At 68.4% G+C, this 15,260-nt stretch carries 16 protein-coding genes and 1 tRNA gene; 7 read left to right on the top strand and 10 right to left on the bottom strand.

The window, feature by feature from the left end:
- The first annotated feature begins 111 nt into the window (after positions 1-111).
- Complete coding sequence (locus tag DID99_RS16925; RefSeq protein WP_014897688.1) at positions 112-624, top strand: acyl-CoA thioesterase; 513 nt, start codon at positions 112-114, stop codon at positions 622-624.
- 57 nt (positions 625-681) lie between these two features.
- Here the strand turns inward: DID99_RS16925 and fumC are convergent, their stop codons facing one another.
- The 3 genes from fumC to DID99_RS16910 form a co-directional block, all read right to left on the bottom strand.
- Positions 682-2,076 (bottom strand): class II fumarate hydratase, encoded by a 1,395-nt coding sequence (fumC, locus tag DID99_RS16920; RefSeq protein WP_044844800.1) that lies wholly within the window; start codon positions 2,074-2,076, stop codon positions 682-684.
- Positions 2,077-2,220: 144 nt separating this feature from the next.
- Complete coding sequence (gene norM, locus DID99_RS16915; RefSeq protein WP_124487478.1) at positions 2,221-3,609, bottom strand: multidrug efflux MATE transporter NorM; 1,389 nt, start codon at positions 3,607-3,609, stop codon at positions 2,221-2,223.
- Positions 3,610-3,738: 129 nt separating this feature from the next.
- Positions 3,739-3,957: an RNA-binding S4 domain-containing protein gene (locus DID99_RS16910; protein WP_006753074.1), complete on the bottom strand. Its 219-nt coding sequence runs from the start codon at positions 3,955-3,957 to the stop codon at positions 3,739-3,741.
- 280 nt (positions 3,958-4,237) lie between these two features.
- Here DID99_RS16910 and DID99_RS16905 point away from each other — a divergent pair, with 280 nt between their 5' ends.
- Positions 4,238-4,648 (top strand): hypothetical protein, encoded by a 411-nt coding sequence (locus DID99_RS16905; protein ID WP_124487477.1) that lies wholly within the window; start codon positions 4,238-4,240, stop codon positions 4,646-4,648.
- 117 nt (positions 4,649-4,765) lie between these two features.
- Here DID99_RS16905 and DID99_RS16900 read toward each other — a convergent pair whose 3' ends face one another.
- The 7 genes from DID99_RS16900 to fdxA form a co-directional block, all read right to left on the bottom strand.
- Positions 4,766-5,542 (bottom strand): DUF4088 family protein, encoded by a 777-nt coding sequence (locus DID99_RS16900; protein ID WP_044844797.1) that lies wholly within the window; start codon positions 5,540-5,542, stop codon positions 4,766-4,768.
- A 159-nt stretch (positions 5,543-5,701) separates the two neighbouring features.
- Complete coding sequence (locus DID99_RS16895) at positions 5,702-6,040, bottom strand: AzlD domain-containing protein (RefSeq protein WP_044844796.1); 339 nt, start codon at positions 6,038-6,040, stop codon at positions 5,702-5,704.
- A complete protein-coding gene (locus DID99_RS16890) occupies positions 6,037-6,810 on the bottom strand; it encodes an AzlC family ABC transporter permease (protein WP_044844795.1) in 774 nt (257 codons plus the stop codon). Before DID99_RS16890 ends, DID99_RS16895 begins: the two co-directional genes overlap by 4 nt.
- 117 nt (positions 6,811-6,927) lie before the next feature.
- A complete protein-coding gene (locus DID99_RS16885; RefSeq protein WP_124667187.1) occupies positions 6,928-7,833 on the bottom strand; it encodes an AraC family transcriptional regulator in 906 nt (301 codons plus the stop codon).
- 61 nt (positions 7,834-7,894) lie between these two features.
- Positions 7,895-8,380 carry a CreA family protein gene (locus DID99_RS16880; protein ID WP_044844793.1) on the bottom strand — a complete coding sequence of 162 codons (486 nt, stop codon included), beginning with the start codon at positions 8,378-8,380 and terminating at the stop codon, positions 7,895-7,897.
- A 107-nt stretch (positions 8,381-8,487) separates the two neighbouring features.
- Positions 8,488-8,563 (bottom strand) — tRNA-Asn (locus tag DID99_RS16875).
- A gap of 105 nt (positions 8,564-8,668) precedes the next feature.
- Positions 8,669-8,992 (bottom strand): ferredoxin FdxA, encoded by a 324-nt coding sequence (gene fdxA, locus DID99_RS16870; RefSeq protein ID WP_011351384.1) that lies wholly within the window; start codon positions 8,990-8,992, stop codon positions 8,669-8,671.
- Positions 8,993-9,275: 283 nt separating this feature from the next.
- Here fdxA and pncB point away from each other — a divergent pair, with 283 nt between their 5' ends.
- The 5 genes from pncB to DID99_RS16840 all read left to right on the top strand — a co-directional run bounded on the left by pncB (position 9,276) and on the right by DID99_RS16840 (position 15,253).
- On the top strand, positions 9,276-10,472 hold the full coding sequence (gene pncB / locus DID99_RS16860; protein WP_124521381.1) for a nicotinate phosphoribosyltransferase: 1,197 nt from the start codon (positions 9,276-9,278) through the stop codon (positions 10,470-10,472).
- 89 nt (positions 10,473-10,561) lie between these two features.
- Complete coding sequence (locus DID99_RS16855; protein ID WP_059523763.1) at positions 10,562-11,224, top strand: lactate utilization protein C; 663 nt, start codon at positions 10,562-10,564, stop codon at positions 11,222-11,224.
- A gap of 52 nt (positions 11,225-11,276) precedes the next feature.
- Positions 11,277-12,707, top strand: a complete 1,431-nt coding sequence (locus DID99_RS16850; RefSeq protein ID WP_124667186.1) for a sodium:proton antiporter — start codon at positions 11,277-11,279, stop codon at positions 12,705-12,707.
- An 81-nt stretch (positions 12,708-12,788) separates the two neighbouring features.
- The gene (locus DID99_RS16845) at positions 12,789-13,778 is read left to right on the top strand and encodes a D-glycerate dehydrogenase (RefSeq protein ID WP_124667185.1); all 990 of its coding nucleotides are present in this window, start codon (positions 12,789-12,791) and stop codon (positions 13,776-13,778) included.
- On the top strand, positions 13,775-15,253 hold the full coding sequence (locus DID99_RS16840) for a DNA recombination protein RmuC (RefSeq protein ID WP_124487469.1): 1,479 nt from the start codon (positions 13,775-13,777) through the stop codon (positions 15,251-15,253). The genes DID99_RS16845 and DID99_RS16840 overlap by 4 nt, the downstream gene beginning before the upstream one ends.
- Positions 15,254-15,260: the final 7 nt, after the last annotated feature.

Genomic DNA, 15,260 nt, shown 5'->3' with positions numbered 1-15,260 from the left:
CCGGTTCGGCGCACGGCCGCGGCCGGCCGTGCGGCGGGCGCTGCGACGTGTTGCCGCAGTGCAACGTATAATGCGCCGAGTGCCGTACCCCCGCCGCCTGGAGCTACCACGATGTCCCAACCATCCCCCGTACCGGCCGCCCTCGACCGCACCGAAACCGTATTCCGCTTCCTCGCCGAGCCGTCGTCCGTGAACTTCGGCGGCAAGGTGCATGGCGGCGCGCTGATGAAGTGGATCGACGAGGTCGCGTATGCGTGCGCGGCGGTCTGGTCGAGCCGCTATTGCGTGACGGTCAGCGTCGGCAATATCCGCTTCCAGCGTCCGATCCTCGTCGGCAACCTGGTCGAGCTGAAGGCGCGCGTCGTCGCGACGGGCCGCACCAGCATGCACATCCATGTGTCCGTGCACGCCGGCGATCCGAAGGGCGGCGTGCTGCGCCAGACGACCGACTGCCTCGTCGTGTTCGTCGCCGTCGACGAGAACGGCAACCCGGTGCCGGTGCCGCCGTTCGTGCCCGAGACCGACGAGCAGAAGGTGCTCGCGAAGTATGCGGCCGACGTGCGCGCCGCGCTCGACAAGATCGTCGAGATGAAGCCCGAGGAAGTGGCGAAGGGCACCGTCTGACGACAACGGGCGCGGCGTTCGCGCCGCGCCCGTCGCATCATCGCGTCGCCCCCGCGATTACCGCGATCCGATCATTTCCTCGGGGCGCACCCACGCGTCGAATTCCGCCTCGGTCAGGTAGCCGAGCGCAAGCGCGGCAGCCTTCAGCGTCGTGCCTTCCTTGTGCGCCTTCTTCGCGATCTGCGCGGCCTTGTCGTAGCCGATATGCGGGTTGAGCGCCGTCACGAGCATCAGCGATTCGTTCAGCAGCAGATCGATGCGCGCGCGGTTCGGCTCGATGCCCGCCGCGCAGTGGTCGTTGAAGCTCTGCGCGCCGTCGGCGAGCAGCCGCACCGACTGCAGCACGTTGTGCGCGATCATCGGGCGGAACACGTTCAGCTCGAAGTTGCCGCTCGCGCCGCCGACGTTCACCGCGACGTCGTTGCCGAACACCTGGCAGCACAGCATCGTCACGGCTTCCGACTGCGTCGGGTTCACCTTGCCCGGCATGATCGAGCTGCCCGGCTCGTTTTCCGGAATCGACAGTTCGCCGAGCCCGCAGCGCGGCCCGCTCGCGAGCCAGCGGACGTCGTTGGCGATCTTCATCAGGCCGGCCGCGACCGTCTTCAGCGCGCCGTGCGCGAACACCAGCGCGTCGGCGGCCGCCATCACCTCGAACTTGCTCGGCGCGGTCACGAACGGCAGCGTCGTCAGCCGGCCGATCTCGTCGGCGACGCGCACCGCGAACTCCGGATGCGCGTTCAGCCCGGTGCCGACGGCAGTGCCGCCGAGCGCGAGTTCGTACAGGTGCGGCAGCGCCGATTCGACGTGCCGAATGCCCTGGTCGAGCTGCGCGACGTAACCGGAAAATTCCTGCCCGAGCGTGAGCGGCGTCGCGTCCTGCAGGTGCGTGCGGCCGATCTTCACGATATCGGCGAAGGCCTTCGACTTCGCGTCGAGCGTCGCGCGCAGCGTGCGCAGCGCGGGCAGCAGATGGTTGACGATCGCGTACGCGGCCGCGACGTGCATCGCGGTCGGGAACACGTCGTTCGACGACTGGCCGCGGTTCACGTCGTCGTTCGGGTGGACCTTGCGTGCTTCGCCGCGCTCGCCGCCGAGCAGTTCGCTCGCCCGGTTCGCGATCACCTCGTTGAGGTTCATGTTGGTCTGCGTGCCGGAGCCCGTCTGCCATACGGCGAGCGGGAATTCGCGCGGATGCTTGCCCGCGATGATCTCGTCGGCCGCGTCGATGATCGCGCGCGCCTTGTCGTCGGCCAGCACGCCGAGCGACTGGTTCACGGCGGCCGCGGCGCGCTTGACGATCGCGAGCGCGTGGATCAGCTCGGGCGACTGCTTCTCGGTCGAGATCCGGAAATTCTGCAGCGAGCGTTCCGTCTGCGCGCCCCAGAGCCGGTTGGCCGGCACGGCGATCTCGCCGAACGTGTCGCGTTCCATCCGAACTGCTTCGTTCATGATGCACTCCTCTTGGGAAGGGGAAAGGCCGCGCGTCGCGCGGCGTCTGGCGTATCGTGAGGCAGTCGCGCCGCTGGCGCGACGCGTTGGGTCTTCAACCGACAAGCATAGCGCCGGCCGCGATTTTGCGTCGTGTCGTCGCGCTCAGCGCGTCGATGCGACGAGCGATGCGCTCTTCAGATGGAAGCGCCAGGCCATCAGCGCGGCGACGCTCGCGAGGCCGGCCGCGAGCCCCCACCACAGGCCGCGTGCGCCGAGTCCTGCATGGAACGCCAGCCAGTAACCGGTCGGGAAGCCGATGCCCCAGTAGCCGAGGGTCGCCGCGAGCATCGGGATGCGCGTATCGCGCAGTCCGCGCAGCGCGCCCGAGCCGACGGTCTGCATGCCGTCGACGATCTGGAACACCGCGGCAATGCCGAGGAGCGACGCGGCCAGCGACACGGTCGCCGCGTTGGCCGGATCGTCGAGCTGGAGGTACAGGCCGACGATCGCATGCGGCACGACGATCAGCACCAGCCCCGACAGCGACATGAACGCGACGCCGAGGCCGAGCGCGACGAAGCCCGCATGCCGCGCGGCGACCGGCTGGCCGGCGCCGACCCAGTAGCCGACCCGCACGTTGGCGGCCTGGCCGATCGCGAGCGGCACCATGAACGCCACCGACGCGACGTTCAGTGCGATCTGGTGCGCGGCAAGCGACGTCGCGCCGAGCACGCCGATGGTCAGGCCCGTGGCGAGAAACAGCGTCGATTCGACCCCGTACGTGATCGCCACCGGCCAGCCGATGCCGATCAGCTCGCCCATCATCGGCAGTTTCGGGCGGGCGGCGGTCACGAAATGGCGGAACCGCTGGCGGCCGTGCAGCAGCCAGATCAGCGCGAGCGCGGTGAGCCAGATGGTGATGGTCGTCGCGACCGCCGAGCCGAGGAAGCCGAGCCGCGGCAAGCCGAAGGCGCCGTGGATCAGCCCGTAGTTCAGCACGCCGTTCACGCCGACGCCGCCGATCGACACCCACAGCAGCCGCCGTGCGGCGCCGATCGCGGGCAGGAAGGCGCGCATCAGCCCGACGCCGATCAGGCTGCCGAGCGCCGCGAACCGCAGGATGCCGGTGTACTCGCCGACGTGACGCGCGAGCGTGGGCGGCTCGTGGAACATCAGCAGGATCGGTTCGGACAGCGACAGCGCGACGATCGCCGGAATCGCGAGCAGCACGGACAGCACGAAGCCGGTCCAGTAGATGTGCGGCACGCGGTGTTCCGCCTGCGCGCCGCGCGCATGCGCGACGCTCACGCTGACCGACGACAGCACACCCTGCAGCACGGTCACGATGACGAAGAAGAAGTTCGCGCCGAGGCCGCCCGCCGCGAGCGAATCGGGGCCGAGCGAGCCGAGCAGCACCGTGTCGGTGACGCTCATCGCCATTTGCGAGAGTTGTGCGATCGCGAGCGGCGCGGCGAGGCGCGCGGTATCGGCGGCGTGACTGGACAGCGACGGCGGCGCGGCGGCCGTCCGCGTAAGACCGGAATGCGACATGGAATGGGCGCTCGCGCGGGTGCGGGCCCGCGCTGTCTGTATTTATTTTGAGAGACGGCTAGCTTACGGCTTTATTCGAACGGTGTCGAACGCGCGCGCCGATGGCCATGTCACGGTGAGGGGGAACCGCTATGCGTCGTGAACCGCGATCCGCGTATCGCCGAACAGCACGACCTGGCCCGCGCGGATCTTGCAGGTCTTGCGCAGTTCGACCACGCCGTCGACTTTCACCGCGCCGGACGCGACGAACATCTTCGCGGTGCCGCCGCTGTCGGCGAGGCCGGTGATCTTGAGAAGGTTGTGCAGCTCGACGTACTCGCCGGTCAGCGTGAAATCCAGGTTGGGCATGACGAAGGAGGCGCGCGACGCGCGGGAGGAATCGCCCCGCATCATACGGCACTGCGGGCCCGCGCGCGAGTGCGGCCGCGCGCGCATGTTTGCGCCTCGTAGCTGTTAAGGACTGTGAGCGATTCGTCAGCAAATGAAACGGTGGGTAACAGTCTGAGAGATTCGAGAACCGGCCGTGCCGCCCGCGGGTCTTTCATCGTACCTGCTGCGTGTCGCGGCAGGGGACGCGACGGAGCGTATCGATGCGCTCCGCGCCCACAACTTCTTGAGGAGGATTGTCATGTCCAAGATTCGTACGATGCTGATTGGTGCCGCGCTGACGGCGTTCGCCACTTCGGCCGCATTCGCGCAGACCGGCGTCGCGGCGCAGGGCACCGCAGGCGCCGGCGTGCAGACGCAGGCGCCGGCAGCGGGGGCAGGCGCAGACGCGGGTATGCAGGGTGGTGCCGGCGCGAATGCGTCGGGCAACGCGGTCGGCGGCGCAACCGATGCGGTTGGCGCGGCAGCCGACGGCGCGAAGGATACGGCGGCGTCGTCGGTCCACTCGACCAAGAAGCACGCGAAGCATGCGGCGAAGTCGGCCAAGCATCACGCCGGCTCGGCGAAGTCGAAGGTGGGCGACGAAGCGGTCGAAGGCAGTGCGTCGGCCGGCGTGCAGGGCGGTGCATCGGCCTCGGGCGCCGCGCAGTAAGCGGCACCCCGACGTCGCACGACGCTCGCCCCGGACGGCGCGTCGTGACGGCGATCGACCGGCGGCCCGGTTCGCTTCGCGCGAACCGGGCCGTTCTTCATGCGTGGACGCGGGCCGTCACGGCCGGCGCTGCTCCGGCCCCGGTCCGTGTGCCGGTCGTGCCGCGGACGGGGTAAATACGCTGCGCAGCCACGCGGCGAGCCGCGTGAATACGTCGTATGGCTCGTCGACGAAGATCTCGGGCTTCAGCAGCCGCAGATATTCCATGATCTGCTGCGCTTCCTGTTTCTGGAACGAGCCGTGCGCGAGCCCGAGCCGCAGCAGGCCGCGCAGTTCGCCGAGCTTGTCGCGCGCGGCGCTGCCGACGCTCATCTCGCACGCGAGCTTCGCCTCGTAGATGCGCTGGCGCAGCGATTCCGCGAGCCGCCACGCGGGCGTCTGCATCGATTCCTCGAGCGCCTGGATGTCGTGGACCGCGCTCTTGATCTGCGCCGCGAGCGGATCGACCAGCGACGCATCGCCCTGCGCTTCGGCGACGATCGCCTTGGCCCAGTCGCGGCACGCCTTCGCTAGCTCGTCGGGCGTCCATTCGGAGCGCGACGCGAAGCCGAAGCCGAATTCGCCGGCCTGCCGCATCAGGATCGCGACGACGTCCGGGAATTCCTTGTCGAGCGTGCGCTTCGCCCACGCGTACTGGCCGCCCTCGAGCATCCGCTGCACGGCGTGCTCGGTCAGCGGCACCATGTTGTCGAGCAGCTTGGCGCGCAGGAAATCCTCGAACGACGGCGTCGCGAACTGCGGGTCGAGTTTCAGCGACACGCGCACGAACGCGTCGTAGTCCTTGCGCAGGGACGCAAGCGTGTCGTCCTTGAGGGAAAGGGTGATCTGGCCCATGAATCGTCTCGATGGCGGCCCGCGCGGGCCGGCGGCCGACATCGCGCACCGGTGCGGGCGCGGCGTCGACGGACCGGTTCGCGCCGAGGCCGATGGCGGGTCTTCACTTCCTATATCGGCGCGCCGGACGGAAACTTGAGCGCGGCCGGCGAGGTCCGCTCAGGCCGGCAGCCAGTGCGGCATCACGACCCCTTGCCAGAAGAAGAACACCGCGAGCCCGACCGCGATCGTCACGAGCGGCCGGCGTGTCGTCGCCGACACGAGCACGGCGGCGAGCGCGCCGACCAGCTGCGGATTGCGCCAGGTCAGCTCGGCCGTGCCGCCGTGCGGCGAGACGGTCATCGGCACGATGATCGCAGTCAGCACGGTGACGGGCACGAAGCCGAGCGCGGTCCGCACGAGCGGCGGGAAGGTCAGCCGCTCGCCGAACAGGAACAGCGTCGTCCGGATCGCATAGGTGATCACGGCCATCCCGAGGATCAGCAGCGCGTAGCTCACGATGCGGCCTCCGTGCGTGAAGCGGTGCGCGAACGCTCGTGCAGCAGCGTGAGCGCGACGCCGACCACGACGCCGGCGGCGACCGCGCCCAGCAGCCCGAGCTTGTACGGCCAGCCCTGCCAGAAGTACGCGAGCGTGCCGGCCGTCGCGGCGGCCGCCAGATAGCGCAGCGTGCCGAGCTGCGGGACGACGATCGCGATGAAGGTGGCCGCCATCGCGAAATCGAGGCCGAGCGACTGGAGGCCCGGGAAGGCCGCGCCGAAGCCGATGCCCGCGAGCGTCCAGACCTGCCAGTTCAGGTACATCGCGAGGCCCGAGCCGAAGAAGTAGTGCGGGCCGATCGCGCCGGGCGGGAAGTGGCGGTAGTGCGCGTAGGCGACCGCGAACACCTCGTCGGTCATCAGCGCGCCGAGCGTCGCGCGCCAGCGTAGTGGCAGGTGCGCGACGTACGGCGCGAGCGTCGCGCTGTACAGCAGGTGACGCAGGTTCACGATCAGCGTCGTCGCGAGAACGACGACGAAGCTCGCGCTGCCCGCGATCAGGCCGAGCGCGATGAATTGCGCGGAGCCCGCGAACACCGCGAGCGACATCAGCGCGCCGTGCCATGCGGCGAGCGGGCCGCCGCCGACGAGCGTGCCGAAGATCACGCCGAACGGTGCCGCGCCGATCATCATCGGGATCGTGTCGCGTGCGCCGTCGAGCCACTCGTTGAGCGGGCGGCGAGGCGGGGGCGTAGGTGTGGGTGTGGGGTTCAAGGGGCGCGTCTCCATGAAATGGAGGATAGCGGGGTGATGCGGCGGCGGCTTGTATGTTCTTGCGCCCGCGCGGGTGCCGATGGCGCTGCGTGCGTGCGGGTTGCCGTCCGTCGTCGAATGCAGGGAAGGGCGTCAGCGCGCCTGCCAGCGTCCGGGCGGCACGCCGAACATTCGTTTGAAATGCCGCGTGAAGTGACTCTGGTCGACGAAGCCGCTGGCCGCGGCGACATCGGCGATCGGCACGCCCGCGCGCAACGGCGCAAGCGCGCGCTGCAGCCGCAGCTGGTTGCGCCACGCATGTGGCGGCATCCCGGTCGTGCGCGTGAACAGGCGCGCCGCGTGAAACGGCGACAGGCCGGCGGCCTGCGCGACGTCGTCGAGCGTGACCGTGCCCGTGAGATCGGCGGCGAGCCGTTCGCGCATCGCGTCGACGCGCGGTTCGTCGGCCGCGAGCGCCGCCGGTTGCAGCCGCGCGTCGGCATGGCGCGCGATCAGTGTCGACAGCGCATCGAGCATCGCCGTTTCGGCGGCGAGCGGATCGTAGACGCGCGGTGCCGCGGCGGCCGGATCATTGGCGGCCGGCTGCTCGTGGGGGTGGAACGGCGGCATGCGTTCGCTGCCGGCCTCCATCATCCGGTGGGCCAGCGCGAGCCGTGCCGCGAGATCGGTGTCGCGGATCACGTCGGACGGGAACCATGGCGCATCCTGCGGCCGCCCCGCGATCGCGCTCGCGAGCGCGCGAATGTAGTCGACCGGCACGTAGCTCACGCGATAGCACCAGCCTTCGTCGGTCGCGCGCGAGCCGGTGTGCACTTCGCCGGGATTGATCACGGGCACGGTGCCGGTTTCGGCGACATGGCCGCTGCCGTGACAGGTGTAGCGCTCCGCCCCCTCGAGGATCACGGGGATCGTGTACGCGTCGTGCCAGTGCGGCGCGAACGTGTGGTCGCGATAGGTGGCGGTGAGCAGATCCGCGTCCGGCAGCAGCGGCGTGCGCCAGTAACGTGCGGAGTCCGGAAGAAGGCGGAGGGCGGACATGGTCGGGCGCGAGGGCGGTCGAATCGACAGTGTAGCGCTCGCGCGCCCGGCCGGCGCGGGCTTACTTGACCGGAATCGTCGTGCCGGCCGGCATCGGCACGGCGGTCACGGCGTTCTTCGGGCTGCCGCTGACGATGCGGTCGCTGTAGGTCAGGTAGACGAGCGTGTTGCGCTTCTTGTCGACCACGCGCACGACGTGCAGCGTCTTGAAGATGAACGACATCCGTTCGCTGAACACGTCGGTCTGCTGCTTGAGCGGCTCCTTGAAGCTGAGCGGGCCGACTTGCCGGCACGCGATCGACGCTTCGCTCGGATCCTCGGCGACGCCGAGCGTGCCCTTGATCCCGCCGGTGCGCGCCCGCGACACGTAGCAGGTGACGCCCGTCACGAGCGGATCGTCGTACGCTTCGACGACCACGCGGTCGGAGCCCGTCACGCGGAAATGGGTGTTGACGCTGCCGACTTCCTCCGCGTGCGCGAGCGGCGCGGTGGCAAAGGCGGAGAGCAGAAGGGCGAGCGACGCGGCGGAAAGGAGGCGGTGCTTCATCGACGGAACCGGATGCGAATGCGGGACAGAAACTCTAGCATGCGCGGCGGTGACCGGCGGGCGCCGGAAAAACAAAAGGCCCGTCGAATGACGGGCCTTTCGCTGTCTGGCTCCCCGACCTGGGCTCGAACCAGGGACCTACGGATTAACAGTCCGGCGCTCTACCGACTGAGCTATCGGGGAACAAACAACAACAGCAGAGAAACGAGATTGTATGGAGTGTTCGCTAACCTGTCAACACTTTTGAGCGGCGGCGCACCAAAAAATTTTTGCAGCGCCGCTGCGCGATCAGCGCTCGAGCAGGTGCAGCTTGTCCTGCACGTCCTTCCACTCGTCCGCGTCGGCCGGTGCCGGCTTGGTCTTCGTGATCGACGGCCAGTCCTTCGCCAGCTCGGCGTTCAGCGCGGTGAACTGCTGCTGGTCGCCCGGAACGTCTTCTTCGGCATAGATCGCATTGGTCGGGCACTCGGCGACGCACACGGCGCAGTCGATGCACTCGTCCGGATCGATGGCGAGAAAGTTGGGACCTTCACGGAAGCAATCCACCGGGCACACATCCACGCAATCCGTGTATTTGCACTTGATGCAGCCTTCGGTCACAACGTGAGTCATTAAAACGCTCCTGCTTGGCGGTATATATGGGGTGGCGTGTGCGCCAAAAGCGGCATTGTAACTGAAGCGCAAAACCCGCATGGCGTGGTCGGCTTTCCGGCTTATATCGTTTCGTGATTAGTTTATGGGGCTGGCGGCGGGCGCGGTGCGTGCGGCCGCGCGCCCGGCGCGTCGGGCAGGGCGGTTTCACGATGGTCGGGCCCGCATTCGGGTAACATGGCCGACAGACCGGGCGGCGCGCGGTGCGCCGGGGCCCTGTCACGATATTGGCGGTGCCGTAAACATGATCATCACTTCGCTGCTCGACACGGATCTCTACAAGTTCACGATGATGCAGGTCGTCCTGCATCACTTTCCTGCCGCAAACGTCGAGTACCGGTTCCGGTGTCGCACGCCCGGCGTCGATCTCGTGCCGTACATCGACGAGATCCGCGACGAGGTGCGCGGCCTGTGTGCGCTGCGCTTCACCGACGACGAACTCGACTACCTGCGGCGCATGCGCTTCATCAAGAGCGACTTCGTCGACTTCCTCGCGCTGTTCCACCTGAACGAGAAGTACATCTCGATCACGCCTTCGCCGAAGGGCAACGGCGAGATCGACATCGTGATCGAAGGGCCGTGGCTGCACACGATCCTGTTCGAGATCCCGGTGCTCGCGATCGTCAACGAGGTCTATTTCCGCAACACGCAGCGCGAGCCCGACTATCGCGAAGGCCGCGAGCGGCTGGGCGAGAAGATCAAGCTGCTCGGCGCGAAGCCCGAGTTCGCCGACTGCAAGATCGCCGACTACGGCACGCGCCGGCGCTTCTCGAAGGTCTGGCACGAAGAGGTCGCGCTGACGCTGCGCGACGGGCTCGGACCGCAGTTCGCGGGCACGAGCAACGTGTTCTACGCGATGAAGCACGGCCTGACGCCGCTCGGCACGATGGCGCACGAATACCTGCAGGCCTGCCAGGCGCTCGGCCCGCGGCTGCGCGATTCGCAGACCTACGGTTTCGAGATGTGGGCGAAGGAGTATCGCGGCGACCTCGGGATCGCGCTGTCGGACGTCTACGGGATGGACGCGTTCCTGAACGACTTCGACATGTACTTCTGCAAGCTGTTCGACGGCGCGCGCCACGATTCAGGCGATCCGTTCGAGTGGGGCGAGCGCATGCTGCGCCACTACGAGGCGAACCGCTGCGATCCGCGCACCAAGGTGCTCGTGTTCTCCGACGCGCTCGACATTCCGAAGGTCATGCAGCTGTACGAACGGTTCCGCGGCCGCTGCAAGCTCGCGTTCGGCGTCGGCACCAACCTCACGAACGATCTCGGTTACGTGCCGCTGCAGATCGTGATCAAGATGGTCCGCTGCAATGGGCAGCCGGTCGCGAAGCTGTCGGATACGCCGGGCAAGAGCATGTGCGACGACAAGGCGTATCTCGCGTACCTGCGCCAGGTGTTCGGCATCGCGCAGCCGGCCGACGACGCCGCATCGTAGCAAGCGTCGGCCGTCCGGCGAGGTGCGTCGCGGCGGGGGCGGCCGGTATAATCCGACGGTATCGCACGCCAACGTCACGAGGACCGTTCATGGACACTTCCGCTGCCCGTCGCCAGATCCTCGCACGCATTCGCGCGGCGCAAGGACGCGCGCCCGAACCCGATGCAGCGGAGCGCGACGGCGTCGCCGACTATCTCGCCCGCCATCCCGAGGGGCCGCGGCCGCCGATGCCGGCCGACCTCGTCGCCGCATTCGTCGATGAAGCGGCGCGCCTGTCGACGACGGTCGACGAAGTCGCGACGCTGGCCGACGCGCCCGCCGCCGCTGCCCGCTATCTTTCCGCTCACGGCTTGCCGATGCAGGCCGTCGCATGGCGCACGCTGGCCGAGCTCGACTGGGCCGGCGCCGGCCTGTCGGTCGAATGCCGCAAGCCGCGCGACGGCGATCTCGTCGGCCTCACCGGCTGCTTTTGCGCCACCGCCGAAACGGGCTCGCTGGTGCTGCTGTCCGGCCCCGACACCTATGCATCGGCCGGGCTGCTGCCGGAAACCCACATCGCGATCGTGCCGGCGTCGCGGATCGTCGCGGGCCATGAAGACGCATTCGCGCTGATTCGCGCGGAGCGCGGCGAATTGCCGCGCGCGGTCAATTTCGTATCGGGCCCGTCGCGCACCGGCGATATCGAGCAGACCATCGTGCTGGGCGCACACGGCCCGTACCGCGTTCACGCGATCGTCGTGCGCGGTGCATGACGATCGCGTCCGCTCGATCCTCACTCGACTCACTCGCACAAGGAAGTTCTGCATGAAACGACATGCCGCCTGGGCGGGCATGGCGTCGGGAGCCGCGCTTGGCGCCGTTCCCGCGCTCGCATCGGCCGCCACGCTCGACGGTGCCACGCTGTCCGCACTCTGGGGCATCCCGTTCGCCGGGATCCTGCTGTCCATCGCGGTGTTCCCGCTCGTCGCGCCGGTGTTCTGGCATCACCACTTCGGCAAGATCGCCGCGGCATGGGCGATCGCGTTTCTGGTCCCGTTCGCGGTCGCGTTCGGCGCGGGCACGGCGTTCGGAACGCTGGTGCACGCGCTGCTCGAGGAGTACATCCCGTTCATCGTGCTGCTGACCGCGCTGTATACGGTCGCCGGCGGCATTTGCGTCAACGGCAACCTGCACGGCACGCCGAAGCTGAACACCGCGATCCTCGCGCTCGGCACGCTGCTCGCGAGCGTGATGGGCACGACGGGCGCCGCGATGCTGCTGATCCGGCCGCTGCTGCGCGCGAACGACAATCGCAGGCACGTCGTGCACGTCGTGATCTTCTTCATCTTCCTCGTCGCGAACGCGGGCGGCTCGCTGTCGCCGCTCGGCGATCCGCCGCTGTTCCTCGGCTTCCTGAACGGCGTGAGCTTCTTCTGGACGACCACGCATCTCGCGCTGCCGATGCTGTTCATCTGCGCGGTGCTGCTGACGCTGTTCTTCGTGCTCGATACGTACTTCTACCGGAAGGGCGGCGAGGAGCGGCCGGTCGTGCTCGACCCGACACCTGACGATGGCGCGCTGTCGATCGACGGCAAGGTCAACTTCGTGCTGCTCGCGGCCGTGATCGGCCTCGTGCTGATGAGCGGCATCTGGAAGCCGGGCATCACGTTCGACGTGTGGGGCACGCACGTCGCGCTGCAGAATCTCGTGCGCGACGTCGCGCTGGTTGTCGTGGCACTCGCGTCGCTTGCGCTGACGCCGCGCTCCGCGCGCGAAGGCAACGCGTTCAACTGGGCGCCGATCGAGGAGGTCGCGAAGCTGTTCGCGGGAATCTTCGTGACGATCGCGCCGGTGATCGTGATCCTGCGCGCGGGGGCGGACGGTGCGTTCGCGCAGATCGTCCATCTCGTGACGGGGTCGGACGGCAAGCCGATCGATGCGATGTACTTCTGGGCCACCGGCCTGTTGTCGTCGTTCCTCGACAACGCGCCGACCTACCTCGTGTTCTTCAACCTCGCGGGCGGCGACGCGCAAGCGCTGATGACGGCGGGCGCGACGACGCTCGCCGCGATCTCCGCGGGAGCGGTGTTCATGGGCGCGAACAGCTACATCGGCAACGCGCCGAACTTCATGGTGAAGGCGATCGCGGAATCGCGCGGCGTGAAGATGCCGAGCTTCTTCGCGTATCTCGGCTGGGCGTTCGCCATACTGGTACCTGTATTCCTGCTTACGTCGTGGATCTTCTTCACGGCGTAGGCTGACGATTTTCAACCAAGCGCGGACGGTTCGGGCGGCGCACGATGCGCCGCGTTCCGGCCGCGGCATGCGGAGATGGCGATGCAGAAGATCCTGGTCGCACGTCCGATCTTTCCGGACGTGATCGAACGGCTCGAGCAGTATTTCGAAGTCGACTGGAACAACGGCGACGCGCTCGCCCCCGATACGCTCGCCGCGCGTCTCGCGGACAAGGACGGCGCGCTGACGGCGGGCGACCCGGTCGGGGCGGCTGCACTCGCGGCGGCGCCGCGCCTGCGCGTCGTGTCGAACATGGCGGTCGGCTACAACAACTTCGACATGGCCGCATTCAACGCGGCGAACGTGCTCGGCACCAACACGCCCGACGTGCTGAACGAGTCGACCGCGGATTTCGGCTGGGCGCTGATGATGGCCGCCGCGCGCCGGATCGCCGAATCCGAGCACTGGCTGCGCGCCGGGCACTGGCAGAAGTGGGCGTACGACGGTTTCCTCGGCGGCGACATTTACGGCTCGACGCTGGGCGTCATCGGCATGGGGCGCATCGGCCAGGCGCTCGCACGCCGCGCGCGCGGCTTCGGGATGCAGGTGATCTATCACAACCGGTCGCGGGTCGCGCCCGAGATCGAGGCCGAGCTGAACGCCGAATACGTGTCGAAGGATGCGCTGCTCACGCGCGCCGATCACGTCGTGCTGGTGCTGCCGTACACGAAGGAGAACCATCATACGATCGGCGCGGCCGAACTCGCGAAGATGAAGCCCACCGCGACGCTGACCAACATCGCGCGCGGCGGCATCGTCGATGACGCGGCGCTGGCCGCCGCGCTGCGCGACGGGACGATCGCCGCGGCCGGCCTCGACGTGTTCGAAGGCGAGCCGAGCGTGCACCCGGCGCTGCTCGAGGTGCCGAACGTCGTGCTGACGCCGCATATCGCGAGCGCGACCGAAAAGACGCGCCGCGCGATGGCGAACCTCGCGGCCGACAACCTGATCGCCGCGCTGGGCGAAGGGCCGCGCGCGGGGCAGCCGCCGAATCCGATCAACCCTGACGTGATCGGGAAGCCGCGCGCATGACGACGATGTTGTTGCTGGCGGCGGTCGTCGTGCTGGCCGTCGCGCTGGCGGTGGCGATCGTCGCGATCGTGCGCGGCGGCGGCCGCCACGACGACGCGGCCGTGCTCGGCGACCAGATCGAGGACGCCGCGCACGCGCAGGCGCTTGCGGTCGAGCGGCTCGAACGCGAGCTGCGCGGCGAGATCGTCGAGAACGCGCGTGGTTCGCGCACCGAGCTGGCCGGCAGTTTCTCGCAGCTTCAGCAGACGCTCGCGACGCAGCTGACGAGCATCGCGACCGTGCAGAACAACCAGATCGACGGTTTCGCGCAACAGCTCGGCAAGCTGGTCGCGGGCAACGCGCAGCAGTTCGACGCGATGCGCGAGAGCGTGCAGCGCCAGGCGCAGCAGGCGCGCGAAGAGCAGACGGTCGCGCTGCGTCTGTTCGGCGACACGCTGAACCGGCAGCTCACACAGCTGACCGAGGCCAACGATCGCCGGATCGGCGAAGTGCGTGCGACGCTCGAACAGCGATTGAAGGAAATCGAGACGAACAACGCGGCGAAGCTCGAGGAGATGCGCCGCACCGTCGACGAGAAGCTGCATGCGACGCTGGAGCAGCGGCTCGGCGAATCGTTCAAGCTCGTTTCGGACCGGCTCGAGCAGGTGCACCGCGGGCTCGGCGAGATGCAGACGCTCGCGGCCGGCGTCGGCGACCTGAAGAAGGTGCTGACCAACGTGAAGACGCGCGGCACCTGGGGCGAGGTGCAGCTCGAGGCATTGCTCGAGCAGATGCTCACGCCCGACCAGTACGCGAAGAACGTCGCGACGGTGCCGAAGAGCAGCGAACGCGTCGAGTTCGCGATCCGGCTGCCGGGACGCGACGCGGGCACGCGCGACGCGCCGCCGGTGTGGCTGCCGATCGACGCGAAGTTTCCGCGTGAGGACTACGAGCGCCTGATCGATGCGCAGGAGCGTGCCGATTCGGTGGCGGTCGAGGAGGCGGCCCGTGCGCTCGAGGCGCGCGTGCGGATGGAGGCGCGCACGATCGCCGAGAAGTATGTCGCGCCCCCGCATACGACCGATTTCGCGCTGCTGTTCCTTCCGACCGAGGGGCTTTATGCGGAGATCCTGCGCCGCCCGGGGCTGACCGACCTGCTGCAGCGCGACTATCGCGTGACGGTGGCCGGGCCGACCACACTGACCGCGTTGCTGAACAGCCTGCAGATGGGCTTCCGCACGCTCGCGATCGAGCAGCGCTCGAGCGAGGTATGGCAGGTGCTCGGTGCGGTGAAGACCGAATTCGGCAAGTTTGGCGACGTGCTCGCACGCACGAAGGCGCAGCTCGAGACGGTCACGCGTTCGATCGAGGCCGCCGAGCAGCGCACCCGTGTGATGAACCGCAAGCTGAAACAGGTCGAGGCGTTGCCGGGCGAGACGGCGGCCGGGCTGCTCGGCGCGGAAGCCGCCGACGGCGCCGATGCGGACGACGCATGACGCATCC

The organism is Burkholderia sp. Bp8986 (genome assembly GCF_003854225.1).
Taxonomy (GTDB): domain Bacteria; phylum Pseudomonadota; class Gammaproteobacteria; order Burkholderiales; family Burkholderiaceae; genus Burkholderia.
Note: the sequence above shows the minus strand (reverse complement) of the source record. Positions and strands in the feature narration are given on the sequence as shown.